At 38.0% G+C, this 26,827-nt stretch carries 21 protein-coding genes; 8 read left to right on the forward strand and 13 right to left on the reverse strand.

Features of this window, described 5'->3' with window-relative positions:
* Positions 1 to 44 precede the first annotated feature (44 nt).
* The 4 genes from CKW03_RS08965 to CKW03_RS08980 all read left to right on the forward strand — a co-directional run bounded on the left by CKW03_RS08965 (position 45) and on the right by CKW03_RS08980 (position 4,480).
* On the forward strand, positions 45 to 1,868 hold the full coding sequence (locus CKW03_RS08965; protein ID WP_093095951.1) for an ABC transporter ATP-binding protein: 1,824 nt from the start codon (positions 45 to 47) through the stop codon (positions 1,866 to 1,868).
* A gap of 61 nt (positions 1,869 to 1,929) precedes the next feature.
* A complete protein-coding gene (gene mqnE / locus CKW03_RS08970) occupies positions 1,930 to 3,129 on the forward strand; it encodes an aminofutalosine synthase MqnE (RefSeq protein WP_093095952.1) in 1,200 nt (399 codons plus the stop codon).
* 12 nt (positions 3,130 to 3,141) lie between these two features.
* Complete coding sequence (locus CKW03_RS08975; protein ID WP_093095955.1) at positions 3,142 to 3,768, forward strand: histidine phosphatase family protein; 627 nt, start codon at positions 3,142 to 3,144, stop codon at positions 3,766 to 3,768.
* Entirely contained in the window at positions 3,761 to 4,480 is a 720-nt protein-coding gene (locus tag CKW03_RS08980) for a menaquinone biosynthetic enzyme MqnA/MqnD family protein (protein WP_093095957.1), read from the forward strand. Before CKW03_RS08975 ends, CKW03_RS08980 begins: the two co-directional genes overlap by 8 nt.
* 49 nt (positions 4,481 to 4,529) lie before the next feature.
* Here CKW03_RS08980 and CKW03_RS08985 read toward each other — a convergent pair whose 3' ends face one another.
* Genes CKW03_RS08985 through CKW03_RS08995 form a run of 3 tightly spaced genes read right to left on the reverse strand, consistent with a single transcriptional unit; the run spans position 4,530 to position 6,233 of the window.
* Entirely contained in the window at positions 4,530 to 4,907 is a 378-nt protein-coding gene (locus CKW03_RS08985; protein WP_093095960.1) for a DUF423 domain-containing protein, read from the reverse strand.
* A 22-nt stretch (positions 4,908 to 4,929) separates the two neighbouring features.
* Positions 4,930 to 5,628 carry a thioredoxin domain-containing protein gene (locus CKW03_RS08990; RefSeq protein ID WP_093095963.1) on the reverse strand — a complete coding sequence of 233 codons (699 nt, stop codon included), beginning with the start codon at positions 5,626 to 5,628 and terminating at the stop codon, positions 4,930 to 4,932.
* A gap of 29 nt (positions 5,629 to 5,657) precedes the next feature.
* On the reverse strand, positions 5,658 to 6,233 hold the full coding sequence (locus CKW03_RS08995; RefSeq protein WP_093095966.1) for a PhnA domain-containing protein: 576 nt from the start codon (positions 6,231 to 6,233) through the stop codon (positions 5,658 to 5,660).
* 150 nt (positions 6,234 to 6,383) lie between these two features.
* Between CKW03_RS08995 and ypfJ the strand changes: the two genes are divergently transcribed.
* Complete coding sequence (ypfJ, locus tag CKW03_RS09000) at positions 6,384 to 7,253, forward strand: KPN_02809 family neutral zinc metallopeptidase (protein WP_093095967.1); 870 nt, start codon at positions 6,384 to 6,386, stop codon at positions 7,251 to 7,253.
* A 1-nt stretch (position 7,254) separates the two neighbouring features.
* Here the strand turns inward: ypfJ and CKW03_RS09005 are convergent, their stop codons facing one another.
* Both CKW03_RS09005 and fabG read right to left on the reverse strand, forming a co-directional pair.
* On the reverse strand, positions 7,255 to 8,235 hold the full coding sequence (locus CKW03_RS09005) for a LuxE/PaaK family acyltransferase (RefSeq protein WP_093095969.1): 981 nt from the start codon (positions 8,233 to 8,235) through the stop codon (positions 7,255 to 7,257).
* Between the two features lie 189 nt (positions 8,236 to 8,424).
* Positions 8,425 to 9,168, reverse strand: a complete 744-nt coding sequence (gene fabG / locus CKW03_RS09010; protein ID WP_093095971.1) for a 3-oxoacyl-[acyl-carrier-protein] reductase — start codon at positions 9,166 to 9,168, stop codon at positions 8,425 to 8,427.
* A gap of 1,272 nt (positions 9,169 to 10,440) precedes the next feature.
* On the opposite strand from fabG, the gene CKW03_RS09020 reads away from it, so the two are divergent.
* The 3 genes from CKW03_RS09020 to CKW03_RS09030 all read left to right on the forward strand — a co-directional run bounded on the left by CKW03_RS09020 (position 10,441) and on the right by CKW03_RS09030 (position 13,814).
* Positions 10,441 to 11,937 (forward strand): malate:quinone oxidoreductase, encoded by a 1,497-nt coding sequence (locus CKW03_RS09020; protein ID WP_093095975.1) that lies wholly within the window; start codon positions 10,441 to 10,443, stop codon positions 11,935 to 11,937.
* Between the two features lie 176 nt (positions 11,938 to 12,113).
* Positions 12,114 to 12,737 carry a nicotinamide riboside transporter PnuC gene (gene pnuC, locus CKW03_RS09025; protein WP_197700999.1) on the forward strand — a complete coding sequence of 208 codons (624 nt, stop codon included), beginning with the start codon at positions 12,114 to 12,116 and terminating at the stop codon, positions 12,735 to 12,737.
* Positions 12,738 to 13,814: an acyl-CoA dehydrogenase family protein gene (locus CKW03_RS09030; protein ID WP_093095977.1), complete on the forward strand. Its 1,077-nt coding sequence runs from the start codon at positions 12,738 to 12,740 to the stop codon at positions 13,812 to 13,814.
* A 55-nt stretch (positions 13,815 to 13,869) separates the two neighbouring features.
* Here the strand turns inward: CKW03_RS09030 and CKW03_RS09035 are convergent, their stop codons facing one another.
* From CKW03_RS09035 to CKW03_RS09070, 8 genes are all read right to left on the reverse strand, one after another.
* Positions 13,870 to 15,141, reverse strand: coding sequence for a DUF4302 domain-containing protein (locus CKW03_RS09035; RefSeq protein ID WP_093095978.1), 1,272 nt, complete (start codon positions 15,139 to 15,141; stop codon positions 13,870 to 13,872).
* A 7-nt stretch (positions 15,142 to 15,148) separates the two neighbouring features.
* Positions 15,149 to 16,414, reverse strand: a complete 1,266-nt coding sequence (locus CKW03_RS09040) for a DUF4302 domain-containing protein (RefSeq protein WP_093095980.1) — start codon at positions 16,412 to 16,414, stop codon at positions 15,149 to 15,151.
* Positions 16,411 to 17,271 carry a substrate import-associated zinc metallohydrolase lipoprotein gene (locus CKW03_RS09045; RefSeq protein ID WP_093095981.1) on the reverse strand — a complete coding sequence of 287 codons (861 nt, stop codon included), beginning with the start codon at positions 17,269 to 17,271 and terminating at the stop codon, positions 16,411 to 16,413. Before CKW03_RS09045 ends, CKW03_RS09040 begins: the two co-directional genes overlap by 4 nt.
* 227 nt (positions 17,272 to 17,498) lie before the next feature.
* Complete coding sequence (locus CKW03_RS09050; RefSeq protein WP_093095982.1) at positions 17,499 to 18,755, reverse strand: RagB/SusD family nutrient uptake outer membrane protein; 1,257 nt, start codon at positions 18,753 to 18,755, stop codon at positions 17,499 to 17,501.
* A gap of 12 nt (positions 18,756 to 18,767) precedes the next feature.
* Entirely contained in the window at positions 18,768 to 22,436 is a 3,669-nt protein-coding gene (locus tag CKW03_RS09055) for a SusC/RagA family TonB-linked outer membrane protein (RefSeq protein WP_093095983.1), read from the reverse strand.
* A gap of 99 nt (positions 22,437 to 22,535) precedes the next feature.
* Entirely contained in the window at positions 22,536 to 23,696 is a 1,161-nt protein-coding gene (locus CKW03_RS09060; RefSeq protein WP_093095985.1) for a FecR family protein, read from the reverse strand.
* Between the two features lie 56 nt (positions 23,697 to 23,752).
* Positions 23,753 to 24,277 (reverse strand): RNA polymerase sigma factor, encoded by a 525-nt coding sequence (locus tag CKW03_RS09065; RefSeq protein WP_169918990.1) that lies wholly within the window; start codon positions 24,275 to 24,277, stop codon positions 23,753 to 23,755.
* 391 nt (positions 24,278 to 24,668) lie between these two features.
* The gene (locus CKW03_RS09070; protein WP_093095987.1) at positions 24,669 to 26,570 is read right to left on the reverse strand and encodes an FAD/NAD(P)-binding protein; all 1,902 of its coding nucleotides are present in this window, start codon (positions 26,568 to 26,570) and stop codon (positions 24,669 to 24,671) included.
* Positions 26,571 to 26,827 lie beyond the last annotated feature (257 nt).

Raw genomic sequence — 26,827 nt, forward strand, 5'->3', positions numbered from 1 at the left:
CTTAGATTACAATTTTTATTACATTTGTAATCTTAGTAATCTGCATGAAGACATACTTTAGACTGCTCTCGTTCGCGAAACCCATAGAAAAATATGCTATTCCTTATATCATATGTACATTGATAATGGTGGTGTTCAGCACCTTGAATTTAGCATTATTAGCACCGCTATTACATACCCTATTTAATTCCCAAGATGCCGTAATAGAACCTGTTGCAAAGCCTGAAGGCTTCGACGTAATGGGTTATTTCAATTACTATGCTTATGATCTGAACGATCGTTTAGGTGCATACGATGCCTTGAAATATGTCTGTATTGTCATTGTGGCTTCTGTTTTTATCAGTAACCTTTTCAGGTACCTTTCCCAAAGGATTATGGAAAACCTAAGGATACATACCTTGTTAAACCTGAGGAAATCGGTATTTGACAATGTGATGAACCTGCACCTTGGTTATTTTTCGAACCAAAGAAAAGGGGATATTATTTCCAAAATCGCTTCAGATGTTCAGGTAGTTCAATTTTCGGTTACCGGAACCTTGCAGGTCGCTTTCAAGGAGCCTTTGCAACTGATTGCTTATTTGGTGATGTTGTTCTTGATTTCGGCTAAACTGACTGTGTTTTCCTTGTTGGTCATTCCCGTTTCGGCATTTTTTATCTCCAAGATCGTAAAGACTTTAAAGCATCAAGCCCAACAGGGGCAAAAGATTTATGCCAATATGATTACTTTATTGGAAGAAGCTTTATCTGGTATAAAAATCATCAAATCATTTAATGCTGTTGATTTCATCAAAGGGAGGTTCAATGCAGAGAATGATGAATATGCCAAGATCAATCGTAGGATGGTACGTCGTCAACAAATGGGATCTCCAGTTTCTGAATTGTTGGGAGTAGGCATGGTTGCAGTCATATTGCTATATGGTGGTCATCTTGTCCTAAGTGGTCAAGGTGATTTGGAAGCTTCTGAATTCATCGCTTATATCGCTATCTTTTCGCAGGTTATGCGCCCGGCAAAAGCATTGACCGATGCCTTTAGTAATATCCATAATGGTATTGCTGCCGGTGAGCGTGTATTGCAATTGATCGATGAGAAAAACCAAGTAGCTGATAAACCAATTGCTTTAGATATTGATAGGTTTGATAGCAAAATTGAATTCAATAATGTTTATTTCGCTTATGAAGAGACACAAGTCTTACGAAATATTAACCTTACGATCAATAAGGGCGAAACTGTAGCACTTGTGGGGCCATCGGGAGGTGGAAAATCTACCTTAGTAGATTTGATCCCTCGATTTATGGATGCTACGCAGGGTGCAATCAGTATTGACGGAGTTGATGTCAAGGATTTGAAGCAAGATTCGCTCAGAAGGATCATTGGCGTTGTAAATCAAGAGTCTATCTTGTTCAATGATACCATTTTCAATAACATTGCCTTTGCCAATGCCGAAGCTACGGAAGAACAGGTAATTCAAGCAGCAAAGATTGCCAATGCGCATGAATTCATTATGGGTACGGAAGCTGGCTATCAAACGAATATTGGTGACCGTGGGTCTAAATTATCTGGTGGGCAACGTCAGCGTATCTGTATTGCGCGGGCGGTATTGAAAAACCCGCCTATCATGTTATTAGATGAAGCTACCTCAGCTTTGGATACCGAGTCTGAACGTTTGGTTCAAGATTCTTTGTACAAGCTGATGGAGAACAGGACAACGGTTGTTATTGCACACCGATTGAGTACGATCCAAAATGCAGATAAGATTATCGTATTGGAAGCTGGGCAAATCGTTGAAGTTGGTTCACATTTGAATTTGATCGCACAAAATGGTCTTTACAAACGCCTGATTGATATGCAACAATTTGTAGAAGCTTAGGCCTCCAAAATTTAGCTTTTTCGGGTATGTTTTCCTACATTTGTATAGTAAGGACCGCGAAATGGAAGCAACAGAAAAATTATCGTTTTTATTGAACGACAAAAATTTATCGAATGAATTAAAGCTAATTGCAGAGAAGGTACTTAATAGCGAGCGTATTACATTTGAAGAGGGGGTATACCTTTATGAAAACGCAGAATTAGGCTATTTAGGCGTATTAGCAAATTATATCAGAGAGAAAAAACACGGAGATTACACCTACTTCAATCGTAATTTCCATATAGAACCCACCAACGTCTGTGTTTATGACTGTAAATTTTGTTCTTATTCGAGATTAGTCAAGAATAGGACTGAAGGTTGGGAAATGGATGTAGATGCTATGTTGGACATCGTAAAGAAATACGATGATGAGCCAGTTACCGAAGTCCATATCACAGGGGGAGTTGTCCCTAAGCAAAATCTTGATTTTTATGCCGAGTTTTTTAGACGTTGCAAAGAGCATCGTCCTGAACTGCATATCAAGGGTCTGACCCCAGTAGAATACTATTACATTTTCAAGAAAGCAAAATTAAGCCATTACGATGGCATGAAATTCTTGCAATCCTGTGGCTTGGATTCCATGCCCGGGGGCGGAGCCGAGATCTTTCATCCTGAAGTTCGCGAGAAAATTGCCAATGATAAATGTAATGCCGAACAATGGTTGGATATTCATGAACAGGCGCATAAATTAGGGATGCATACCAATGCTACCATGTTATATGGCCATATTGAAGAATATTGGCACCGCGTGGACCATATGGAACGCTTAAGGGAATTACAGGACAAAACCGGTGGATTCCAAACTTTTATTCCTTTGAAATTTAGGAATAAGGATAACCAAATGGATCATGTCCCTGAAGTATCGGTGATTGAAGACTTGAGGAATTACGCCATTGCCCGGATTTATTTGGATAATTTCGCCCACATCAAAGCATATTGGGCGATGATCTCCAGGAATACGGCTCAGATGTCCTTAAGTTTTGGGGTAGATGATATCGATGGCACATTGGATGATACCACCAAGATCTATAGTATGGCTGGCGCAGAGGAGCAGACTCCTGCCATGAGTACGAAAGAACTGGTTGAATTGATCAAGAATGTTGGTCGTCATCCGATCGAACGTGATACCCTTTATAATGTGGTGACAGATTATAAAGATTTTGTATTTGAAGAAACCAATCCAAAGAAACAATATTATTCTTTGCCTGTCGTAAATTCATAAGTTGGAGTTAAATTGAAGAAAACATTTTATTTTATACGTCACGGTCAAACCGATTTAAATCTAAAAGGTATTGTGCAGGGCAGAGGTGTGGACAGCCCATTAAATGATAATGGATTTAAGCAAGCCCAAGCCTTCTATGATGCTTATAAAGACATCCCTTTTGACAAGATTTATACCTCAACTTTACTGAGGACCCACCAGACGGTTTCCCCATTCCTAAAAGATGGAGTTCCAATGGAACAATTGATGGGCTTGGATGAGATCAGTTGGGGGATCTATGAAGGTCAGGAGCAAACGGAAGATATCCTTTCGGGATTTGATAAAGTGGTTACTTCTTGGAGAAACAATGATCTGGATCTAGCTATTGAAAACGGGGAATCTCCAAATGCCCTCGTCTTCAGACAGAAAGAAGCCGTTGATTATATGCTCGAACAACAAGAGGAAGAAACTATCCTAGTCTGCATGCATGGTCGTGCGATGCGGATTATGCTCTGCCATCTGACTGATGTTCCCGTATGTAAAATGGATGACTTCCCACACACTAATACTGCTCTATATAAATTAGAGTATGAAAACAACAGTTTTTCTATTGTTGATTATTTCAACACCAAACATTTAGAAGGTTTGTTAAATGAATAAGATTAGAATATCTGCAGTTTCTTATACCAATACATTGCCCTTTTTGCAAGGAATAAGAAACTCAGATGTAATGAACGATATTGAGCTTTCTGTAGATTATCCATCAGAATGTGCTCGTAAGGTTATTGCAGACGAATCTGATATGGGAATTATTCCCACCGCCGCTTTAACCGATCTACAGGAATACCATTATATCGGTGATTATTGTATTGGTTCAACCGATTATGTAGATTCTGTTTTTATCTTCTCCACAAAACCCATTGAGGAAATCAATACTTTGCTGTTAGATAAGCAATCTAGGACTTCAAATGGTCTAGCTAGAATACTATTAAAGCATTACTGGAAGAGAGATGTAGAAATTGTCACGGAAGGAGAGGCTGATGCCTTTGTATTGATCGGTGACAGAACCTTTGGTAAGAAAGAACAAGTTCCTTATGCTTATGATTTGGGGCATTATTGGAAAGAATTGACAGTCTTACCATTTGCCTATGCAGTCTGGGTTTCCAATAAAAAATTACCAGATAGTTTTGAGGAGAAATTCAATGCTGCCTTAGCGGATGGCGTTTCTAGACCTGATGATGTTATTCCGGGTCTCCCGGTATTTCCCAATTTTGATTACCACAAATATTTAAATGAGAGTTTGAATTACCATTTGGACGATGACAAGAAAAAAGCCATTGTACAGTATTTAAAATGGTATAAAGAGTTATAAAAAGAATACCCTCGAATTATTCGAAGGCATTCTTTTATACTTTATCTTCTTAATTTATAAAAGAAATCAAGAGCATTAGCCAACCAACAATCATCAATAGACCGCCCAAAGGGGTGATTGGTCCGATAAATTTCATTTTGAATTTCAAAAGATCTTTGAAGCTCAAGATATAGATACTTCCTGAAAAAAGGATACAGCCCCAAAATAGACCATAATAAGCCCAGTTTTCAATAGAACTATTGAAATCAAGGTGAAAACCGATGATAAGCAAGGTAATGGCAGCATACATTTGGTAGCGGACTCCAACTTCAAAAGAACTTAATCTTTCCTCAGTTAGAACCTTTTTTAGGGCATGTGCCCCAAATGCTCCAAAGACGATGGATAGAATTCCTAGGACAGCTCCGGATATTAATGCAGTTTGATTCACCTTTTTCTAATTATTTGATTTTTTATTTCGCTTTTTTGATCTGTGCTAGAATTTCCGCCTCGGTTGCAATGCCTGATTTATTCCATGCTTCTTCACCTTTTTTGAAAAGCAATAGTTGGGGGATGCCACGGACATTTAAAACTTTCATCAGCTCTTTATTCTGGTCCGCGTCAATTCTTACCACCTTAACTTTACCTGCTTGTTCTTTTTCAATCTTCTCAATTGTTGGTTTCAATTCTTGGCAAGGAGCACACCATACAGCAGAAAAGTTTACTAAGACTAGCTCAGAAGAATTGATGATCTTATCAAAATCTTCGGTGCTTAATCCTTTGCTTTCTTTCGCGTTATCCGGTTTTATTTCTGGTTTCTCTCCACTTCTCCAATCCATCATTCCTCCTGAATAGTCATATACTTTAAAACCATTTTCTGTCAAGAATGCAGCAGCTTGTTTGCTTCTTCCTCCACCTAGGCAATACACATAAACAGGCTCATTTTTATCCAATGTTTTGATGGACTCCTGGAAGTTTTCTTTTTCGTTCCAATCCACATTTACTGAATTTGGAATATGGCCGCCAGCATATTCAGCAGCAGTGCGCACATCCAATAATTGGGTTTGAGGTTTTGCTATGACCTCTTCCATTTTTTTTGCATCAATTTTTTCTTGTGCATTTACTTGTAAGCAAACAAAGCCAATTAATGCGGTGAATAATAATTTTCTCATGATTTACGTTTTTCTAGCTGCCTAAAAGCTTAGCCTTTACGCAGGTACTTTGTTAATATAACGATTGTTTGCCCTTCAATCTTACCTTCAATCTGTTCGGTATTGTCAGGAACAAGTCTAATATTCTTAACGACGGTGCCCAATTTTGCTGAAATACTGGAGCCTTTTACGTCTAGGGTCTTGATTAAGACCACGGTATCACCTTCAAACAAGCGTGTACCATTTGAATCCTGATGGAACTCTACGGTTGCCTCAGCTTCATGATCACCTGTTTTCTTTGCCCATTCGAGGGTCTCATCATCTAAATATAAAATATCTAAATTATTGGCTGCCCAAGCTTCATTTCTCAATCTGCTTAACATTCTCCAAGCAACCACTTGAACAGGCAAGTGCTCAGACCACATGGTTTCAGCAAGTACTTTCCAGTGTTCCGGATCAATCTGTTCGGTTTTTTCTATTTGTGCTTTGCAAACAGAACATATCAAAATGCTGTTATCTAAAGAAGGGTTGGAAGTAGGAGGAACTTCATAAATGTCCAGGTTTTCTGATGAGCGACATAATTCGCATTGACTCTCACTTCTATTTTTCAGATCGTCTAATAACATATGTTTGGTAATATATAATGATTTCAAAGATAAGCATTTTAAATGAGGGGAATGAATTGTACCTTTAACCAATATTATCACCTGATAATAGCTATGGCAAAGAATTTGTAGTGTAACCAAAACAAACTAAAATTAAATAAAGAAATATTTATGAAATGGCAAGGCGGCCGCCGCGGCGGAAATATTGAAGATCGTAGAGGGATGTCTGGTGGGCAGAAAATGACTCTTGGGGGAATTGGAGGTGTTATCGTTTTGATTATCGGCTTCTTAATGGGTGGTGATCCAAATGATTTGTTGAACCAAATGCAAGGTTCAGGGCAACAAGGCACGGTCAATGAACAAGGGGAGTATCAATCTACTCCTGAAGAAGATAAATTGATGGATTTTGCGGATGTGGTTTTGGCAAGTACCGATGATGTATGGGGCAAGATTTTTCAGGAAAATGGAAAATCATATCCAAAACCAACTATGGTAGTTTATACCGAAGGTACTGAAACAGGTGGTTGTGGTGTCGGTAGATCAGCTTATGGACCTTTTTATTGTCCAGGGGACCAGAAAGTCTATCTTGACCTAAGCTTTAACCGTGAACTTTCTCAAAAATATGGTGCTAAAGGTGAATTCGCTTTAGCTTATGTTATTGCACATGAGGTAGGTCACCATATCCAAAATATATTTGGTGTTCTATCGCAAACCAATGCCATGCGAGGAAAATTGAGTGAACGTGAGAACAATAAAATCTCAGTGATGACTGAACTGCAAGCAGATTTTTATGCTGGCGTCTGGGCACATCACTTAAATAAATCTACGGATGTAGAGATTACCTATGATGATATTGTCGAAGGAATGCGTGCAGCAGCAGCAGTAGGCGATGACCATATCCAAGAACAAGCGTATGGACAGTCTAATCCAGAATCATTTACCCACGGTTCTTCAGAACAACGTATGTATTGGTTCAAAAAAGGTTATGATACTGGTGATATCAATGCTGGTAACACCTTTGAAGATCCAAGCTTGCAATAAGCTATTGAACTAAAAGATTGCAACCTCGGATATCCGAGTTGTCAAACCTACCCAAGATTTCAAAGGATCCATCTGTATGGAACTTTCCAAGGTCTTGCGTAGCAATAAAGGAACAGGAATAATAATTGGCTAAATCAATGACATTTATTGCTCCTGTTTTTTTATTGTCCAATAGGGACAATGGGTCATTGGTGTCACGGATCAAGATCTTCATCCAATTTGGGGTATGGAATAAACCTTCTCCATAAGAATAGCCTTGGGAAAGCAATTCAGTCATGCCGTATTCAGAATGAATGCTCTTCACATTAAACCCTTCACATAAGATCTGATGCAATTCCTCACGGATCATTTCCTTTCTCTTGCCCTTCATGCCACCAGTTTCCATCACGATCAACTCAGGAAAATCAATCTGGTATTGCTCAATGAAATCCAATAGGGCATAAGTCACGCCAAATAGGACGGTCTTGGTTCCCGATTCCTTAAGTTTTGTCAGTGTATGGAACAGGTCATCATGGTTGTATAAGAAATAACCACTTTCAGCCTGATTAGAACGCTTGATAAGGTCATCCACCATATAGATCAGCGAAGATCCTGAACGCTCCAAATAGGATGGCAATAAGGCTACTATGGCCATATTTTCAACTTTTCCGTAGAACTGTTCGAAAGCTCTTCTGAAACTCTCCACATACAAATCACTCTTGGCTACCAGATGTTTGCTAGTGATCATGCCCGTTGTTCCCGATGAAGAGAAGGTCACTTCTGGTTCTAATCCTTCGATTATTACTTCCTGTGATTTAAAGAATTGGATAGGGAGGAAAGGGATTTCTCGGTAATGCTGGATTGCTTCCGGATTCACTTTTAAGATATCCAGAAATTGCTGATAGACTAAATTGTTCTTGGCTTGGAATCTAAAGATTTCAACTGCACAATTGTTAAAGTCTATTTCATTTTGAATAGCGAATATTTTGTCCGAAATTTCCATTGCTGCAAATATACAACATCAAATATTAAATGTTTTTTTAATACCATCGAATTTAAAAAATCCAAAAATTGGACAAAAAAAATTCGGGCCAAGCTTTGACCTTATTCGAGACACATTCGGAATTTTCCGAATGTGTCTCGAATGAGACCCGAACTTGACCCGAAGAAATATATAAAAATTCGTTCGATCTTATAACATACCACCACAAACAGGGATCACCTGTCCAGTGATATAAGAAGAAAGGTCTGAAGCCAAGAACAAACAAGCGTTTGCAACATCTTCAGGCTCACCAGCACGTTTCAATGGAATGTTAGCTTCCCATCCTTCAACAACTTTAGGATCCAATACATCGGTCATCTCGGTACGGATAAATCCAGGAGCAACCACATTGGTACGGATGTTTCTAGAACCCAGCTCTTTTGCAAGAGATTTAGAGAAGCCAATGATGCCTGCTTTAGAAGCTGCATAGTTAGCTTGTCCAGCGTTACCTTGTACACCTACTACAGAACTCATGTTGATGATGCTACCTTTGCGGTTTTTCATCATCACTTTAGAAGCTGCTTTAGAAATGTTGAAGATTGATTTCAAGTTGATATTGATCACATCGTCCCAATTTTCTTCCGTCATACGCATCAATAAACCATCTTTAGTGATCCCGGCATTGTTCACAACAATATCAAGGGTCCCAAAATCAGCAACGATATCATTGATTAATTTATCAGCTTCATCAAATTTAGAAGCGTCAGAACGGTATCCTTTTACTTTTGTTCCGAATTGTTCAAGTTCTTTTTCTAGGGCTTGACCTTTTTCTACAGAAGATAGGTAGGTGAATGCAACGTTTGCACCATTCTGTGCAAATACTTCAGCAATTTTTCTACCAATCCCTTTGGATGCCCCAGTGATCAAGGCTGTTTTTCCGGCTAACAATTTCATATAAATAAATATTTATGTTCAATAATATAAAGTCCACAAAAGTGGAAAATAAACTGCATAATACAAAAAATGAATAGTAATAGGAAGTTTTTAAATGACATATTTATGGAAAGAGGGATCGATAAAGGGGGAAGGGAAGTGGGGGCGAAATGTTTTTAGCAAATTCTCTTTATTACTTTTGGAGCCCAAAAGTAACCAAACCGACGAAGGAGCTCACGGATACCAAAAACAACTCGAATCCGTAACGATTTCGGCCCATTTAAGGATTACAAATCTCATTGTTACTTTTGAAGCGCAAAAGTAACCAAAACGCTTCGGCCCATTTAAGGTGGCTTTTCGCACAATCCAGCGCACATGGATAGAATGCCTTGTTGTCGGGAATATCTTTCAATAGATCATCCCTTTTAATGGGATGAGCTATTGAAAGCATTCCAAGGACAATCCCAACGCACAGGCATCGGCATTCTACCCATTTTTCCGCCACTGGAAATGAGCCGCGGGCTAAAGGACTTCCTTCGGAAGGATTGATGTTTGTGGAAAACCCCTGGAAGGGGTGGCATCTTTGTAGAAGGATGAATTGATAAAGGTAAAACCCCTAGCGGGGGTGAAATATTTTTCAATAATTCTTTCTAAATAAAGAAAATAGTTTCCTCATCTTACGATTACGATGACAAATTCCACAAAAAAAACAACAATAGATTCTTCGCTGCGCTCTGAATCCCTCTCAGGAGGCTTCCAATTCTGAACGATGAGTGAAGAATCTGTACGTAAATGCCCCACAACGTTCTTGTCATTATCCATCGAAGATGGATGACCTGTTCGCCAATAAATTTATTGAATAAATAGTTCCTAGATCCTTCCTGCGTCAGGAAGACAAGGGAAATGGAAAAATGAAGAATAAATATATAGGCGATTGGCATCCGCCAATAATCTTAGTCCATCCTCCCATCCCGTACCCTGAGCGGCGCCGGAGGGAATCCTGGTTCCTCCCCAGATCTTGGTTTATCCTCTCATCCTTTCCATCCTGGTTCAAATATCCGTACCCTGGCCGGCATCTCGGCTCCGATGATGATTCCCGAAGGGAATCCTGGTTCAAAAATTACCCCCAACAGCGCATTTCACCTCTCAAAAATTCAAAAAAATGGGATTATGGTAGATTTGAATAAGGAAATAGGTGTTTATTGATAAAATCACAAATATTTGAAATGTTTCTGACAAATTTATTCGCTATAATATAAAGCGAATATTAATTTTGTATTTCATTTAAAAACCATGGGTAAGAAAACAAAAAAAACGGAAGTTGACGTCGTTCTGATTGGTGGAGGTATCATGAGCGCGACGTTAGGTACGTTAATTAATGAGCTAAGTCCAGATATTAATATAGAGATAATCGAGCGTTTGGATGTTGTTGCTGCAGAGAGTTCAGATGCGTGGAATAATGCCGGTACAGGTCACTCAGCACTTTGTGAACTAAACTATACACCAGAGCAGCCTGATGGAAGTGTGAAAATTGATAAGGCAATCAGTATTGCCGAACAATATGAGATTTCCAAGCAGTTTTGGTCTTACCTAGTAGAAAAGAATATTATCAAGAATCCTAATCACTTTATCCGTCGTGTTTCGCATATGTCGGCAGTATTCGGCGATAAAGATGTGCAATTCTTGAAAACCAGATTTGAGACCATGACCAAACAAAATTTATTCAAAGGTATGGAGTATACCGAGGATAAAGCATTGTTGAAGGAATGGGTTCCCTTGATGATGGAAGGCAGATCAGCTGATGAGGCTATTGCTGCTACAAAGATGGATATCGGTACTGATGTGAACTTCGGTGCTCTTACCAGAGATTTGATTACCTACTTGGACGGGAAAGATAACATCAAGTTGTCCTTGAACCAAGAAGTTAAAGATATTGACCGTGAAGATGATGGCAGATGGGAAGTAGAAGTTAAAGATTTGAAAACAGGCAAGAAAAGAGAAATCTTGGCGAAGTTTGTTTTCATCGGTGCAGGTGGCCACTCTTTATTATTGTTAGAGAAATCGGGAATCCCTGAAGCGAAAGGCTATGGTGGTTTCCCAGTGGGTGGACAATGGTTGAGATGTAATAATGAAGAGATCATTAAACAACACCATGCTAAGGTTTATGGTAAAGCGTCAGTAGGAGCGCCTCCGATGTCGGTACCGCATTTGGATACCCGTTATATCGATGGAAAACAAGCTTTGTTGTTTGGTCCATATGCAGGTTTTTCAACTAAATTCTTGAAAAAAGGATCTTATTTCGACCTACCAGCCTCGATTAAACTTTCGAATATCGGTCCGATGCTGTCAGCAGGTTTGGATAACTTACCATTGACTAAATATTTGATCACCGAGGTAATGAAGAAACCTCAGGACAAATTAGATTCCTTGAAACAATTTATGCCTACCGCTAAATTGGAAGATTGGGAAATCGAAAAAGCAGGGCAACGTGTTCAGGTTATCAAGAAAGATCCGAAACATGGGGGGATCTTGGAATTCGGAACTGAGGTAGTTTCAAGTGCAGATGGTTCTATAGCTGCCTTGTTGGGGGCATCACCAGGTGCATCGACTTCAGTAGCGATCATGATCAATCTGTTGAAGAGATGTTTCCCAGATCGTGCAAAATCTGACTCTTACCGTAAAAAATTGCGTGAGATGATCCCATCTTGGGGCAAGAAATTAAATGATGACGCCGAGCTGTGTCAATCAACTAGAAATCGTACTTCTGCTATTTTGCAGATCGATAAATAATATTTACAATACTTATGGGGTGCTAATATGTCCCGTTGCAAACGGGACATATTTTAGGCTGAGATGATACCCAATTCTGATTTTATTCAGAATGAACCTGATCCAGGTAATGCTGGCGTAGGAATAATAAAAATCCTTTCCCTTATCTCCATAAGTGCTTTTACCATTCAGCGAAATTGGAGGAAATCTTTAATAACATTATTCAAACATTGCAGCAGGCTTCCTGGTTGGAAAGGTTTTCTGTAATCTGTGGAATCATTCAAGTCTTATTGTCCAAGAACAATAAAGTATCCAACTATCTATTTGGGATTTTAGGGATTACTACCGGTATGTTGGTACTGTACAATGCTGGACTTTATGCTGAAATCGCCTTGCAAATCTATTACTTGGTCATGAGTATTTATGGTTGGTGGTTTTGGGTTAGTAATAAGACTGCGAAAGAACAGCCTATTACCCATGCGACTAAGCAAGAATGGATCACCGTCCTCAGCATCGTATTTGGAGGTTTCTTGATCTTTTATTTTTTGCTTCGCAGCATTACCAATTCCGATGTACCCATCTGGGATGCGTGGGTGACTTCCACTGCCTGGGCAGGAATGTGGCTATTGGCAAAAAGAAAAATAGAGAATTGGATATTGCTCAATATCAGTAACTTTTTTGCCATCCCACTTTTGATCCATAAGGACCTCTACCTTTTCGCTGCATTGACTACCTTTTTATTTGTGGTTGCTATTTTTGGCTTTCTGAATTGGCAGCGTATTATGAAATCCCAAAATTTAGAATTAAAAACAAACCCTTAAATGTTGACATCAGAACAAATCCAAATCATAAAAGAATTACAGGCTGTAGGTATCAAGAATAAAACCCTTAGCGGGGAACAGCTAGCGCTTGCATATCAAAACAATTGGTTTAACCTCTGGGTTCCAAAATCATTAAATGGCTTGGAGATGTCATTCCCGGAAGGCTTGGACTTATTGGAAGAGATTGCCTATTGGGATGGGGGATTGGCCTGGACATTGACTTTATGTGCTGGAGCGAATATGTTTGCTGGATTTATCCAGCCAGAATTTGCGCAGAAACTATGGTCTGATCCCAAGATCTGTTTGGGCGGAAGTGGAAGAGTCGGAGGGAAGGCCATTGATGCTGGGGACCATTATGTGGTTTCTGGTTTTTGGAGCTATGCAACTGGGGCTCCGCATTTAACGCATTTCACCTTTAATGCTGAAATCATTGAAAATGGAGAACTGGTTAAGGATGAATCTGGACAGGCTAAATATTATTCATTTCTGGTGCCAAAAGATGATGTCCTGATCCATTATGATTGGGATACCATTGGCTTGGAATGTACCGCTAGCCATTCGTTTTCCTTTCAGGACCTCAAAGTACCAAAGGAAAATGCTTTTGTACTGGATCCGAAATATAAGCAATCTGATTCGGCACTATTCAATATTCCTTTTATGCCATTTGCAGAATTGACCCTATTGGTGAATTATGTTGGGATGTTTAAACGGTTTTTAGACCTGTGCGAAAAGTATTACTTCGAGAAGTCAAAGGATGTGAATTGGGCAGAAAAGCATAGCAAGGTGAGGTTTAAACAGCTTGATCAAATGCGGTCCAAATTTGAGGAAAAGCTGAGTAGGGTGAAGGCTTATGGAGTTGAGTTGTGGGATAATGCTGTAGCAGGAGAAGAGGTAGAGGAAGGCTTATACAAGCAGATTGACGATTTATCAAGAGAAATTGCTAAAGATGTGCGGATGGATTGTGCGGAAATATTGCCCTTGTTAGGGATTCGGGCAGCACAAAGGGAAAATGAATTAAATATTGTGTTTAGGAATATTTTTACGGCAAGTCAGCATAGTTTGTTGAATGTGTGGTAATATAAAAAACAACTCCCCAGTTTAATATTTACTTTGGGGAGTTGTTTGAATAAATTTAAGATAAATCAGGTGGAGCTTGGAAATATGCCCACGTTAAACCATCGGTTGCATCGACTAAAGTGTAGCCAATACCGGTTTTAATCACATAAAACCCATTTCGGTTATAGATATATCTCGCAGTGATATTCATTGCTTGAATAACAGATGGAATAGTTGCAGGAGCACCTTCCAAAAAAGGTATGAATCTGAGAATGCCATTGTCAGCAAACCTTGAAACAGGACCATGAAAGCTGCCGGGATTTTCACCTCTTAGATTGAATCCCATAAACCAGAAATAGGTTTTGTATTCTTCATAATAATCATAATTAGGGGCTAAATTAAAATCCGTAAAATTTGGGATCTTTTGAAAACCTGCAATATCGGGTTGATTTCGTTTTCCAAAGCCATCTGTCGATAACCACCATAACCTTTTTCCTTTCACTTCCGTAAATTCCTTTGCTGTTTTTATATCGTAAATCTGTGGTTTACTTTCATTGGAAATTTCAACACCATTCCTAGAGCTCATTGATGTCGCTTTGACTTCTAAACCTTCAATCAATTTTATTTTAACACCTTCAATATCAACTTGTTTGACCAGTGATATTCCACTTCCATTAAAGAAATAATTGGATTTTGTAACCACTGGGTTTTGATTGGTCCCTGAAATAAATGATAAAAGACGGTTAGCCGTGTCAATTTCTAAACCAAAGGTTTTTCCGTTTTGCTTATATGAAAAGAAATATCTAGGCATTTCTGCCAATTTCTTTAATTTTTCATAATCTGCACTAATTGAATTTGCTTTTAATTGTGTTAATTTTTCAGGAGAGCATTTAGTCAATTTCATAATGGATTTACTCATTTCTCCTTCCAAAGTAATGGTATCCGACTTGATGCTCTTAAAAGTAAATAATGTATCGATTAATCGGGCATCAGACGCTAGATTTGCAAATTTACTACCTTTAGGAAACCGTATTGATGGATTGGTTTTGATGATTCCGAATTGATAATTAGTTTTATCGAATGTTGAAAAATTCTTTGAGAAATCACTGATAAAATCCGACGAATTCTCAGAATTAAATCCTAGGTAACCGTAAGTGACTACTTGATTCGGGCCATACTCAATTACAAACTCCCAACCTGTTTTATGCGAAGCAATTGCGTCAGTAAGTTGCTTTAACTTAACTTCAGGTTTTTCCCAGACTTCTACTACTTCAAATGTATTCAGATCTCCTTTCTTACAAGAGAAAATGAAGCAAAGGGACAACATAAATAATATATATTTTTTCATGATTTTATTAATTAAATCTTATCCATACCTTGCTATCTTTCACGCTCACAAAATCAAATTGCTCATCCCCAGTTTCAAATACGTAAAAACCCTGAGGATCAAACCAGATCTGATTTTGTTTTCTAGCTATTTCTTCAAATTCGGTACCTGGAGTTAGGCCGGTGAGGGCGCTAAATACCTTGAAGGATAAAATGCCTTGATCATTATATAGGGTATTGAATAAAGGTCCAAGGTTAAACTGTCCCAAGAAAATGATGTACAAGGCATCAAGGGGATCAATGTATCTTCTAGGAATATAAAGCAGGAAATTGAAGCCAGGGAAAGTTCTAATGCCTAAGGCGTCTTTTTTTCCGGCGATCGTAAACCCAAAAGAGGAAGCATATCTTTTATTGATCAGGTACATCCTTCTTGGTGCATCTTTATCGATAGAGACTGGTTTGTTTTGATCAAGGATATCAACATCTACAGTTCCATTCAATTTTGCTGTTGTTTTATTGTTGGTCTTGTCAATGATGAAGTTATCAAAACCTTTCACTGCCAAGCCTCCTGCATTTAAGGGGTCCTTTAGAAAAATACCTTTATCGGTAAGGGCATACTCTGTAATAAAGCTTTTGAAAGTGGCGTTCTCTTCATAATAAAAAGCGATATTGTTGGTTTCCGTATTGAAAATCACACCATAATCCTTGTTGTTGATTTTTACAGTTTTATAGTAGTTTGCCAACTGGTTGATTTCTTCAACCTTTGTATTCAAGAGAAAAGCTTTTCTAATATAGTCATCACCTTCATTTTCCTTAGCCCTGATTAAAGTTAATGTGCTTTCATTATGATTTCCAACTAGTTTTATGGTATCATTAGAGGTTTCAATGATGGAAAATTCAAAATCAGAAATCAAACCGCCACCTCTTAAACCACCACTTTTTTGTTCGTCTGGGTCGGACAACTGATGGATGTAGGAATAGGTGTCGAAATAAAGACTGACTACCTGATCAGCTGCTAAGCGGTAAGAACTTTCGTCGGAGGTGCCAGCTTTGATATTATCAATAGTGGCAAAGCTTTTAACCCTGTTTTTATCGTCAAAATTGAACTTAAAAGTATAACTTCCGCCACCCTTTGGGTATAAATATCCGATCCAGCCATTTTTCGAGCCTGTTAATTGCTTAGCATATTCATCTTTTAATTTATTCAATTTGGCATCCGGTCGAACTCCATCAAATTCCTTTTTACAAGAAATTAGGAGCAAGCACATAATCAATGAGAAAATTATTGGTTTCATTTTGTAGTTGGTTTAGTTAATGATAGGAATGCGGCTCGAACTTCTCTCTGAAGAGCCCTGAAATCAATGTTGAAGACTTCCTTGTAGTATTGGACCACGATGCTCTCCTTGAGACGGAAAGTAGCTTCCACAGGAGCATTGGCTTTTACTAAAGCATCGAATTTTTCCTGCCCTTCCACCAACAAGTAGGCGATCGTTTCAACGAAATCTTCTTGTTCAGCAGATTTAGCATAACTTGACACAAACCCCTGAGTATTTGCTGTTTCTTCTGGCGTATTAAACCAAGTTTGGGTATACCAAGCTGTACTTATACCTCTCCATGCTTGAGGATAATGGATGTTTTGATGCAGGATATGTGCAAATTCATGATGAATGGTATGTAGCATCTGACTAACGGCATCAGGATTTGATAATTCAAAGTCATTTACTACATATAGAACAACCTTAGTTCCACCTTCTGCAGTACCTAAAATAATGGTACCATTGTTTTGGTACTCCGCACTACCCACCAAGATAAACTTGGAAAGCGAATACCTTTTCAAGAATTCTTTGCCCGCAACTTTTTCATAAGGTTTCATCCAGATATCTCTTACCGCGGTTAAAACTGGAATGACCCTTTTTTCTTGGGGTGGTACCAAAGTCCTATTAAAATTGATTTCAAAAGGTGTCCATTTGTACTTGATCTCAATATTGTAGGATTTAATAAATTCTTGATAGATGAATTTGTCTAAAGGACCATTTACCCATCTTTCACCACCTAAATCGACAATGGGTTCATCTGGCAAGGTTTCTTCTTTTGAACATGCAGTACAGAAGAGAAATATGATAAAGGCAATCGAGTATTTTAAATATTTCATAACAGTTTGATTTTATCTTGGATTGGGTTGAACACCTGATAATACCACCTCAGCAGGCAGTTGAAAGAGACGCATAGGGCTGTTAGCGCCTAAAACATAAGTTTCTTTCTCATCATGTGTTCGATGGGTTACTACGATTTTATGTCGAACAATATCAAACCAGCGAAGCCCTTCAAAAAGGAATTCCCTTCTTTTAAAGTCTAGGGCAGTTTTAATAATGTTTTCTTCTAGATTAAAACTCCATAAAAACCATTTATTCTAGTGGGATTGACATTATGTCCATTTGGTTCATAAACGGGTAGATCAGCACTGTGATACACTTTTCGACTGATGAATGTATTTAAGTCTGCGATGGCCTTGTCGTAGTTTTTTACACGGGCATAGGCTTCGGCACGGTTTAAAAGCAGCTCATCAGCCGTCAATAATGGGATCATATTATAGGGAATACCATAGGCCGCGTTTAAACTTCCTTTCACAAAATGTTCGCGGAATTTTGGGATGTTCAACGAGTAGTCCGTTCCGCCATATATTGGGTAGGCAAAACGTCCAGTAGTAATATTATCTCCAAATATTAATTCACCTAGAATTGGAGCGGTAAATCCGAACCTATTGAATGGTAAATCTCGACCCCAAGAAGACACGGCTTCCACTATCAAAAGATTGGTGGGGTTATCTGTACTTGAATACCATTGTTGCAAGGTCAAGTATTCCATTGCTGCAAAAGCTCTATTGTTTACGGGTCTGATATAATTGTAGAGGTTTTCTCCAAGAGCTAGATTTGCATGTTCAACGGCCTTGGTATAATTATGTTTAAATAAATAAAAGCGAGTTGCAAAGGCATGGGCAGCAGTTTTGGTAAAGTGGTATTTTTTGACCTTGTATCTGTTGTCATCAAGTAAGGGAAGACCTTCCACGATATCTTTTTCAATGAGGTCATATAGACCTTTTACTGTACCTCTTTCATATTTATTGAGCACGAATTTTTCGGGTTTATCAATAAATGGAATCCCTGGATCAGAAGCTGAAGTTTCAGGTTCATAATCTTTACAGTACAAGATGGCCAGCATGTGGTGTGCATAAGCCCTAGTTAACAATGCTTCACCTTTTAAAGAGGCAGTTTGCTTATTTAACCCGAGTTTTTCAATGGCTTCAAGGGCATGGTTTGATGCACTAATTGCTTTATAGGCGGTGTACCAATAATAAGTCGGAGAATCGGAATCGTTGGTTTCCACATCTAGGAACATCCAAGGATTCATATTCGTTTGAACGTTTGAACTGCTGGTCATGCCTTTGTCCCCAGCATTGTCTGATGCAGATTCCGTAAAGGGAATATAATTTCCCCTAGGATATGCAGAAGTTAGAAGTTCTGCAATCTTGCTAGGAGAATCTAATTCTGTCCTTAAATCTGGGGGAGTTTCTAAAAATTTAGAACATCCCAACAAAAGGAAGGCAGAAAGGAGAGTTAAAATTACAGTTGTTTTCATAATGGTTTTCGTTTATAATCCTGCTTTAATGGAAAGTGTAAATTGACGAGGAATTGGCAATGCCACCCCTCCGGATCCATAGAATTCAGGGTCTTGTCCATTCAATTTTGGATCAGAGTAAATCAAGAACAGATTGTTGGCAACCAGATTTAAAGAGAGGTTGTTGAAAATTGATTTCCCAAAGAATTTTTTTGGAAATTGATACCCTAAGGTTACTTGTTTCATCCGGATGAATCCACCATCTGCCACCCTTTGATCCGTATAATTGTATGCGTTATAGACTTGGTCTCCAGGTAATCTGGATGAGGTCCTAGAGGTCGCAATAGATGGGGAAAGGTTTTCGTAAGGTGCAAGAAATCTATCCAAGAAATCATAGGACATCGCATCCAATTCAGAATATTGATTCTTATAGATAGGATTTAATCTGACCTTGTTTCCAGCACTATAAGTGACTAGGAAGGAAAGGTTAAGGTTTTTATAGTTGAAATTATTATAAAAACCACCGTTGAAAGTTGGGTCAACAGGACCTTCATATTTTAGGTAATTTGTCTGTATACTTTGAAGGAAAACATTGTTAGAGATTTCATTGTTTTCATTGACAAATATTGGGGTACCATTGAACTCATTCAATTTTTCAAAGTCAATAGAAAATAGACCGCGATGTGGATAACCTTCTTTTGCTGCACCAACAGAATTGACCAAGTTCCAGATATTGGGTTCGTTTCTTATCGAAGTGATTTCATTGTCATAAAAAGCATTGGTCAATTGGGTTTTCCAGCCCCAATTCTTTCTGTCAAATACAGTTGCCTTGAACAATAATTCAATCCCTCGGGATTTCATATCGGCATAATTGGCAAATTTTATGGCTTCACCACCTATCCCTGATATCCGCATAGGACCGATTAGATCAAATGCATCCCTTTTATATAAATCCAAGACGATCTGATACCTTCTGTTGGCGAAAGTTGCATCAAGGCCAATATTGGTTTCATATTGCTTTTCCCAGGTCAAGTCTTGGTTTTCTAGGAAATCAATGTTGATTACAGGTTCTTGTTCATGGATGAAAGGTCGATTGACGGATCCGGAGCGCAACACCAAACTCGCATTGGTAGCTGGGCCCATACTGGCGGTCAAACCATAAGTTCCTCTCAAGGTTAAAGTGTTAAAGAAAGTCTGGTTTTTGAAGAAGTTTTCCTGGTCTATATTCCAAGATCCTGAAAGGTTCCAGGTAGGCAGCCATCTTGCTACTCGGCTTCGACCTAATTGGTTAGAACCATCATATCGAGCTGTTCCGGTGAATTGATAGCGACTGTCGAATGAGTAAGTTCCATTGGCAGCAAAGGCTACAAAGCGGTCAGAAAATACCTGCATTTTATAATAAGGTAGATTTCCTTCGACAGTCATTTTGATGATATTTGGGTCAATAAATGGAACCCCACCTTTATCAAACTGGTATCCATAGCCTGTCATATCTTTCGTCATTCTGTCCAAGAATCTTATCTCTTGGGTAGCAAATGCAGTGAAATAGTGTTTTTGGGATGTTAGGTTCCAATTGAAACTATTTCTTAAATAAAAGCTCTTTAGGATGTTTTCATTGGTAATATAAATACCTCCATAAGGCAAAACAGACATGGGTCTAGCATCTGGATTCGCAGGGTCTCTATATAGGAACCTGTTTTGGTTTGCAATGATGCTATTTTCAATACCTTCTACTCCGTAAATCGTTCCTGCGCGATAAGCATTGGACAGGTTTGAGGTTTCATTAATTTTGTGTTCATTTCCTGTGCTAGCATAGCGGTAGGCACCAATGAAGTTGTAATTAACGTTCTTTGGAAGTTTATAGTTTAATTCTCCTTGAACCTTCAGATCGATCATTTTTAATTCCATAATATTTTTGTCCAATTCATTTAGGATGTTGAACGGAGCATAATTCATGGTTACATTTTCTCTATTTCCATTCTCATCGAATGGTGCGATGACTCTGGAAGTATTCATGGCATAGGAGAAAGGGTTGATATCGAAATTTCTTGACACCACACCAGTAACTGGGTTACTATCTTGGCCTAATGTGCCGGGAGCTTTTTGGTCACGGATAGATCCTGTTGTCAATAAGCCTATCGATAATTTATCAGTGATATTGTAATTTCCTCGAATGTTTGCCGTATATCTTCTTACTCCATTTGCTTTTGCCCAGCCATTATCCTGTAAAAATGAAGTTGAATAATAGGTTTGGACCTTATTGCTGCCATTTGAGAAACTCACAGAATGTTCCTGCAATAATGAATTGTTGAAAAGAGTTTTGAACCAATCGGTATTTTGATAAATGTATCTTTTCAGGAAGGCTTCACGACCTTCAGGTGTGTTTTCAATTAAAGGCGTTCCATCTTCTTTCCATGTCGATAAGCCTCTGGATAAGTTTCCGAAAATGCCTGAATTCATGTTGTTCCGGATCAGCGCATAATCTATGGCTCCCTTTCTGGCGATTTCTGAATAGATTGACATTTGATCATAGGAATTGACTATGTCAAATTGAGAATAGGAGGGACGAAGGTAGGTCGTATAATTTCCTAGGTAAGAAACCGCTTGTGTACCGGCCCTACCTTTTTTGGTTGTAATAATAATTACCCCATTCATTGCCCTTGCTCCATAAAGTGAAGTAGCAGCCGCATCTTTTAGGATTTCAAAACTTTCGATGTCATCAGGGTTTATCCCTGCAACAGAAGAGCCTAATAATGTATTTGCATCTCCTGTAGATAACTGGTCATTTGAGATGTTGACTACATCCTCCAAGATAATACCATCGATTACCCAAAGTGGTTTATTATCACCAGTGATAGAAGTCGCACCCCGTACACGAATTTTTGGAGCCGCTCCAAATGTTCCCGAGACATTCTGTACACTGACACCGGAAACTTGACCTTCCAACATTCTGGAAACGTCGGGTACACCAAAGCGTTGTGCATCTTCAGCTTTTACCTTAGTGGCTGCTCCGGTAAACTTGCGCCTATCGATGGTTTGGTAGCCAGTTGCGGCGACATCAACAACTTCTAAGGTTTGTTGATCCCTTTGCATACTGATGTTTATGGTTTTTCTCCCGGCAATGGAAACTTCCTGTCTTTTATAGCCTAAAAAACTGACAATGATAATGTCGGTTGGTAAGGCACTGATCTCAAATTTTCCGTTTTGATCTGTCGAGGTGCTTTTGTTGGTTCCTTTAATACTGACTGACGCAGCTGGAAGAGGCTTGCCTTCAGTATCTCTGACCGTACCTTGGATATTTTCTTGTCTAGGTTCAATGGATGTCAGGGTATTTTGCCTTCGGATACTGATCGTGATCTGGTTTTCAGAAATTTCATAGGCCAGTTTTTCCTTTGGAAGGATTAATTCCAAGATTTGGACAACAGTACCCTTTTCAATATCAATGGTGACGGGACCTGTAATTAGATTTACACGGTCGTTATAGAAGAATTGGTAATCGGTTTGATTAGCAATTGCTTTTAGGACAGTGTTTAATTTTGCCTTTTGAAACTTTACGGAAATTAATTGTTCATTAGCCTTTACGATGATGCTATATAGCATTAATAGGATCAATAGGATTATGAACTTTAGGATTTTAACTAGGAATTTAAGGTCAATACCTTTCCCTCTTCCTAGTTTTTTATGAACTAAAAAGTACAGCATTTTAAGAATTTGTTAGATGTTTAAAATTGGTTCTTGTTTGTAATGGGACTACAAAAGGTTTCGTTTTGTCCCTAAAATAGATGTTATGTGCTCATGGTATCAATGTTTAAGTGTTGAAATTAATTGGTTATCTATAATCCGAAAATTGTATCTGGTAGTACTATTTAAGATGTCCAGTATCTTGGAAAGATTTACATCTCGATTAATAGTTCCTGTAAAAGTTTCATCATTGTTCTGGATGGAATGGTAGTTGGTCTTTATCCCATACCAATTCTCAATTTGGAATAGGATATCCATGAGTTTGTCATTGTTGAAAATGAATTTATTGTTTTTCCAGGCCAATTCTTTTTGTAAATCGGAGTCCGATACGATAAGTTTATCGGCAATAAGCTCCACTTTTTGATTAGGTTTTAATTCCTTTAGGTCTAATTTTGACTTAATTTCAATTTTACCTTCCTCAAGAGATGCGATTAAATTGTTGTTATAATTATTGACATTAAAGGAGGTCCCTAAAACCTTAATTTCTGCATCGGTTGTTTTGACAATAAAAGGCTGTTTTGGGTTGTGTTTGATCTGAAAATAGGCTTCCCCAGTTAAGTTGATCAATCTCACTTGCGCATTGAATTGAGAAGGGAATTTTATTCTAGAATTAGAATTTAACCAGACTTTGCTGCTATCAGGTAATACAATAGAATAATATTGAGCAGCTGGTACCTGGACCTCAAGCCATTTTATGTCCTCATTTTTTGCTTCTTGATCGATTTTAGCAATGACAATTTGTTCGGAATTGACTATTTCACCTGAAAGCTTTACCTGCAAAGGTTCTTTCAATTGTATCCTTTCTCCGTTTGATAAGATAAGCTGAGCTCCGACCTTTGCTGGTAATTTATCTTCTGAATGTGGTTTATCTATGAATTCATATTTATCTCGATGAACAGTTTTATTATTGGTCATCCAGCTTTCAAAATCCAAGAACAAAATGGAAATAGCAACAAGGAAAACGGATGCTGCAATAGACCATTTGAACATTTGCTTTTGCTTTTTCCTTTGCCTCTTCCTCCATGATTTTTCAGCGTCGAAAGAATTCAATAAGTCAAGGTCTTTTTTCAGTTGGGAAGTATTGACAGCATCACGAAAAAAGTCTTTGTTATCCATGTTTTCTTCCAACCAACTATTGAGTTTCCTGATATCACGGAATGTGCAGATACCTTGGATGTATTTGAAAATCAGAATGGCTATTAGTTTCTCCTTTTGGTTCATAATTATAATTAAGAAAACTTAATTAGTGAAAAGGATGAACGATTATTAAAATAAATTTAATTGGAGGTTAAGAAATTGAGAAAGAGTAAGAAGTATTCAGGATTCAAATGCTTTTGAAGATAGGCTAGCCCTCTTTTTTTGTGTGTCTTAACCGTATTGATACTGATATTTAATTGATCCTTGATTTCATTATTGGTCAATCCATCAAAAAAACTAAGTTTGATCACTTTCTGGCACATATTAGGAAGGGAATTGACGAGTCTATCAATTTCCTGCAACAGCTCGGTATAGATCACTAAACGATCAATTTCCTGAGGATCTTTTTCATTAAAGCCTGTAATCCTCCAATATCTTTGGGAAATTTCGATTCTCTTATGCTCATTGATCAATTTATTCCTGACGGTCGTATAAAGAAAGGATTTGATGGCGGAAGGATTGCTGGAAATCTTGGATTTGTTTACTAGGTATGACGTGAAAGCATCTTGAGTTAAGTCCTCTGCACGCTCATAATCCCCTGTTAATTTGTAGGCATAAAAGTTTATGAATTTGTAATACTGTAGGTACAAATTTTTGTCAGACATATTGACTGGAGTATTCATCTTAAAATAATAAAGGTGCCGCTATAATGGTTTAATATGAATAAATATATATAATTAAAAATTAAATATATTGCATATTGTAGAAAAATGACAGTGTGAATCGCGTTTTTGAGTTTATAGGATAAAAACAAAAGGATTATTCGATTCTTCTAAAATCGAATTGTAATAATTAAGAAGGGTGAAATGGAGTTGGTTTTGTTGGGGGAGGGGTAAAAAAAATGATGGTGGATTTTAATCCTCTTCTGAATTAAAATCATCACCATCATACAGGAATTCTATCAGTATAGAATTCGATTCTTGTGTTAATACTTCGTCTTTTATCATCTTTAATAAATTTTATTATCAAAAATATAAATAGACTTTAATCTGTGTATTAATTCGGTGTTAAGTTTGTGTAATTAACATTGGAAAAACTTAAACTATAATGCGGTCGGCTATCTTGCTTAAGATTGCTGTTGATCCTTTCTAAAGTAGCCTGACACCAAGGAATGCTAAAATTGTTTAATTCTCTTGATAAGCTGTCATTCTGCAAAAAGGTGCCATCAGTTGGGATACCATACAGATAAACTAGGCTATTTTGGATATTCCCAATTAGTTTTCCATCTTTATCTACGGCTATTTTTCCATTACTATAATTCCCATTGACGATTTCTTGGACGAATCCTTTCTTGCGCATCCGTTCGTATAATTTGTTATTGCGAAGTTTGAGATCCCCTTTTGGGATCCTAGCATCGATCAAGAAATTAAACTCTTTTGATACGTAAGAATTCTTCAGCAATAAGGCCTCCTGTTGGACTTCAATAACCGGTTCTTCGGAAAAGATAAATTTCACATAGCCATCCCGCGCTAAGCAGAATAATTTATCAATATTGTCTCTTGGTGGGCCAAAGGCGGTATGATTGATGAATCCTTGCCAATATTTTTCAAAAGATTCTTGTGATTCTTCATCAAAACCATTGTGCGCAAAAAGTTCTGCAATCAGGTAAAATCCTTCCCTTAATGCTGCTAGCGCTGCAGCCATTGGGCTCTTTAATTCGCCTTGATCTGATAACTTCATGCTGTAAATACTCAGATCTACGATGAACTCATGATAATTTGTTTCCATCTGCACTTTAGAATAAGTCATCGGGTCGATGAGCGCTGAAATAGAGAACAGTTTAGTGGAGTCAAAAGTATCAATGAAATCTAGGATTTCGGAAACTGTCAATTCTTGTGTCGCGTGTACATAAGAGTAGAATGCCAATTGCGCTTCTAAATTATAGGTTGGGAGAATGTCTCTTTCGAAGTTTAAGGGCTCATTTCTGCTTTTCAATAAATTGAGCCAATCCTCATTCATGAGTTTTAATTCATATTTATTCCCTTTCCAGAATGCATTACGAGGTAACATCGGGAGGTTCCTTCTAGAGAAAGGATAGATGGTAGGTTCGTATCCAGAAGGGAGATAGCGATACTCTTGGTCCTGCTTGTAAAATATTCCTCCACGACCTTCCGTAAGATGCAGGACTGCATCCATAAAGGTCAAACCAATCCCTTTAATTGCCACATCAACCTGAGCTGGGATTTCATCCAAGAGCTCAACAGGATAGGTTTGCGGAAGGTAAAGGATATTTTCATTGTAGTCAGACGCGAGCAAATCCTCCTCTTCCATATTGGAATAACTGTGGCCAGTACAAAAAATGGCGGATTCGTACAGGAAAGGCAACGTCTTTTTAGAGCTTGTTAATTTAACCTTATCTTCCTCTATATCCATATCCCAAATATTGCTGTTGACTAAGCTGATCTCGATATGATTTGGCTTATTGCTGATGGTCTTTTGCAATGCATCCATCAGATATAATCCCATCAATTCCCTAGAGCAAAAATCAGAAGGATTCGGATTGCTTTCTGCGGACTTATTATGATGGATCCAATCAATGAGTTTTAATCTATTGGGGATATAATGTGGCGAATCGGATTCTTCCCAACAACTGATTTCCGCGATACAATCATTCATGATGAGGTATGATGGAAGGTTTGGTTGGAAATTTGGCCCAGAAGCAAAATCTCGGTTATGATTAAACCAATGGATATTGATAGATCTATTGATGTTTTGATTTATAGCTTTAGAAATAAATCGGTCTAGAGCATAAAATCCTTTTGGGCCACCTCCAATAATAGCGATATAAATCGCTTCGGATTGTTTGGCAAGCAACTCCTCTTCATTCACAACTTGACTGTAAATGTTTTTCGTCACCTTACAAAGGTGTGGGTCTAGATATGCAGAATTCCAAATCATAATCTATTTTTTTTATTAATCATTGGAGCTCAATTAAATTTACTAATAGATTTAAGCGTTTTAGTGCATTGTAAATCTGGCTATGATTGATCAACCATGGCCTAACAGTTTAGATTCACTTGTTTAGAAATTCACTTTTTTTGCTTCAATCAATGTTTTAACCCTTGGGATAAATTCATAACCCTCCAAGGACATCTAACTGATATCTCCAAAATTGTTAATTACTAAATCACATTAATGTTATTTGTACCTTATTA

Source organism: Sphingobacterium mizutaii (assembly GCF_900187125.1).
Classification (GTDB): Bacteria; Bacteroidota; Bacteroidia; order Sphingobacteriales; family Sphingobacteriaceae; genus Sphingobacterium; species Sphingobacterium mizutaii.

Coding starts and splice junctions, on each gene's coding strand:
- CKW03_RS08965 (WP_093095951.1), top strand. CDS start 45: ATGAAGACATACTTTAGACTGCTCTCGTTCGCGAAACCCATAGAAAAA.
- mqnE (WP_093095952.1), top strand. CDS start 1,930: ATGGAAGCAACAGAAAAATTATCGTTTTTATTGAACGACAAAAATTTA.
- CKW03_RS08980 (WP_093095957.1), top strand. CDS start 3,761: ATGAATAAGATTAGAATATCTGCAGTTTCTTATACCAATACATTGCCC.
- CKW03_RS08990 (WP_093095963.1), bottom strand. CDS start 5,628: ATGAGAAAATTATTATTCACCGCATTAATTGGCTTTGTTTGCTTACAA.
- CKW03_RS08995 (WP_093095966.1), bottom strand. CDS start 6,233: ATGTTATTAGACGATCTGAAAAATAGAAGTGAGAGTCAATGCGAATTA.
- ypfJ (WP_093095967.1), top strand. CDS start 6,384: ATGAAATGGCAAGGCGGCCGCCGCGGCGGAAATATTGAAGATCGTAGA.
- CKW03_RS09005 (WP_093095969.1), bottom strand. CDS start 8,235: ATGGAAATTTCGGACAAAATATTCGCTATTCAAAATGAAATAGACTTT.
- fabG (WP_093095971.1), bottom strand. CDS start 9,168: ATGAAATTGTTAGCCGGAAAAACAGCCTTGATCACTGGGGCATCCAAA.
- CKW03_RS09020 (WP_093095975.1), top strand. CDS start 10,441: ATGGGTAAGAAAACAAAAAAAACGGAAGTTGACGTCGTTCTGATTGGT.
- CKW03_RS09030 (WP_093095977.1), top strand. CDS start 12,738: ATGTTGACATCAGAACAAATCCAAATCATAAAAGAATTACAGGCTGTA.
- CKW03_RS09035 (WP_093095978.1), bottom strand. CDS start 15,141: ATGAAAAAATATATATTATTTATGTTGTCCCTTTGCTTCATTTTCTCT.
- CKW03_RS09040 (WP_093095980.1), bottom strand. CDS start 16,414: ATGAAACCAATAATTTTCTCATTGATTATGTGCTTGCTCCTAATTTCT.
- CKW03_RS09045 (WP_093095981.1), bottom strand. CDS start 17,271: ATGAAATATTTAAAATACTCGATTGCCTTTATCATATTTCTCTTCTGT.
- CKW03_RS09050 (WP_093095982.1), bottom strand. CDS start 18,755: ATGAAAACAACTGTAATTTTAACTCTCCTTTCTGCCTTCCTTTTGTTG.
- CKW03_RS09055 (WP_093095983.1), bottom strand. CDS start 22,436: ATGCTGTACTTTTTAGTTCATAAAAAACTAGGAAGAGGGAAAGGTATT.
- CKW03_RS09060 (WP_093095985.1), bottom strand. CDS start 23,696: ATGAACCAAAAGGAGAAACTAATAGCCATTCTGATTTTCAAATACATC.
- CKW03_RS09065 (WP_169918990.1), bottom strand. CDS start 24,277: ATGTCTGACAAAAATTTGTACCTACAGTATTACAAATTCATAAACTTT.
- CKW03_RS09070 (WP_093095987.1), bottom strand. CDS start 26,570: ATGATTTGGAATTCTGCATATCTAGACCCACACCTTTGTAAGGTGACG.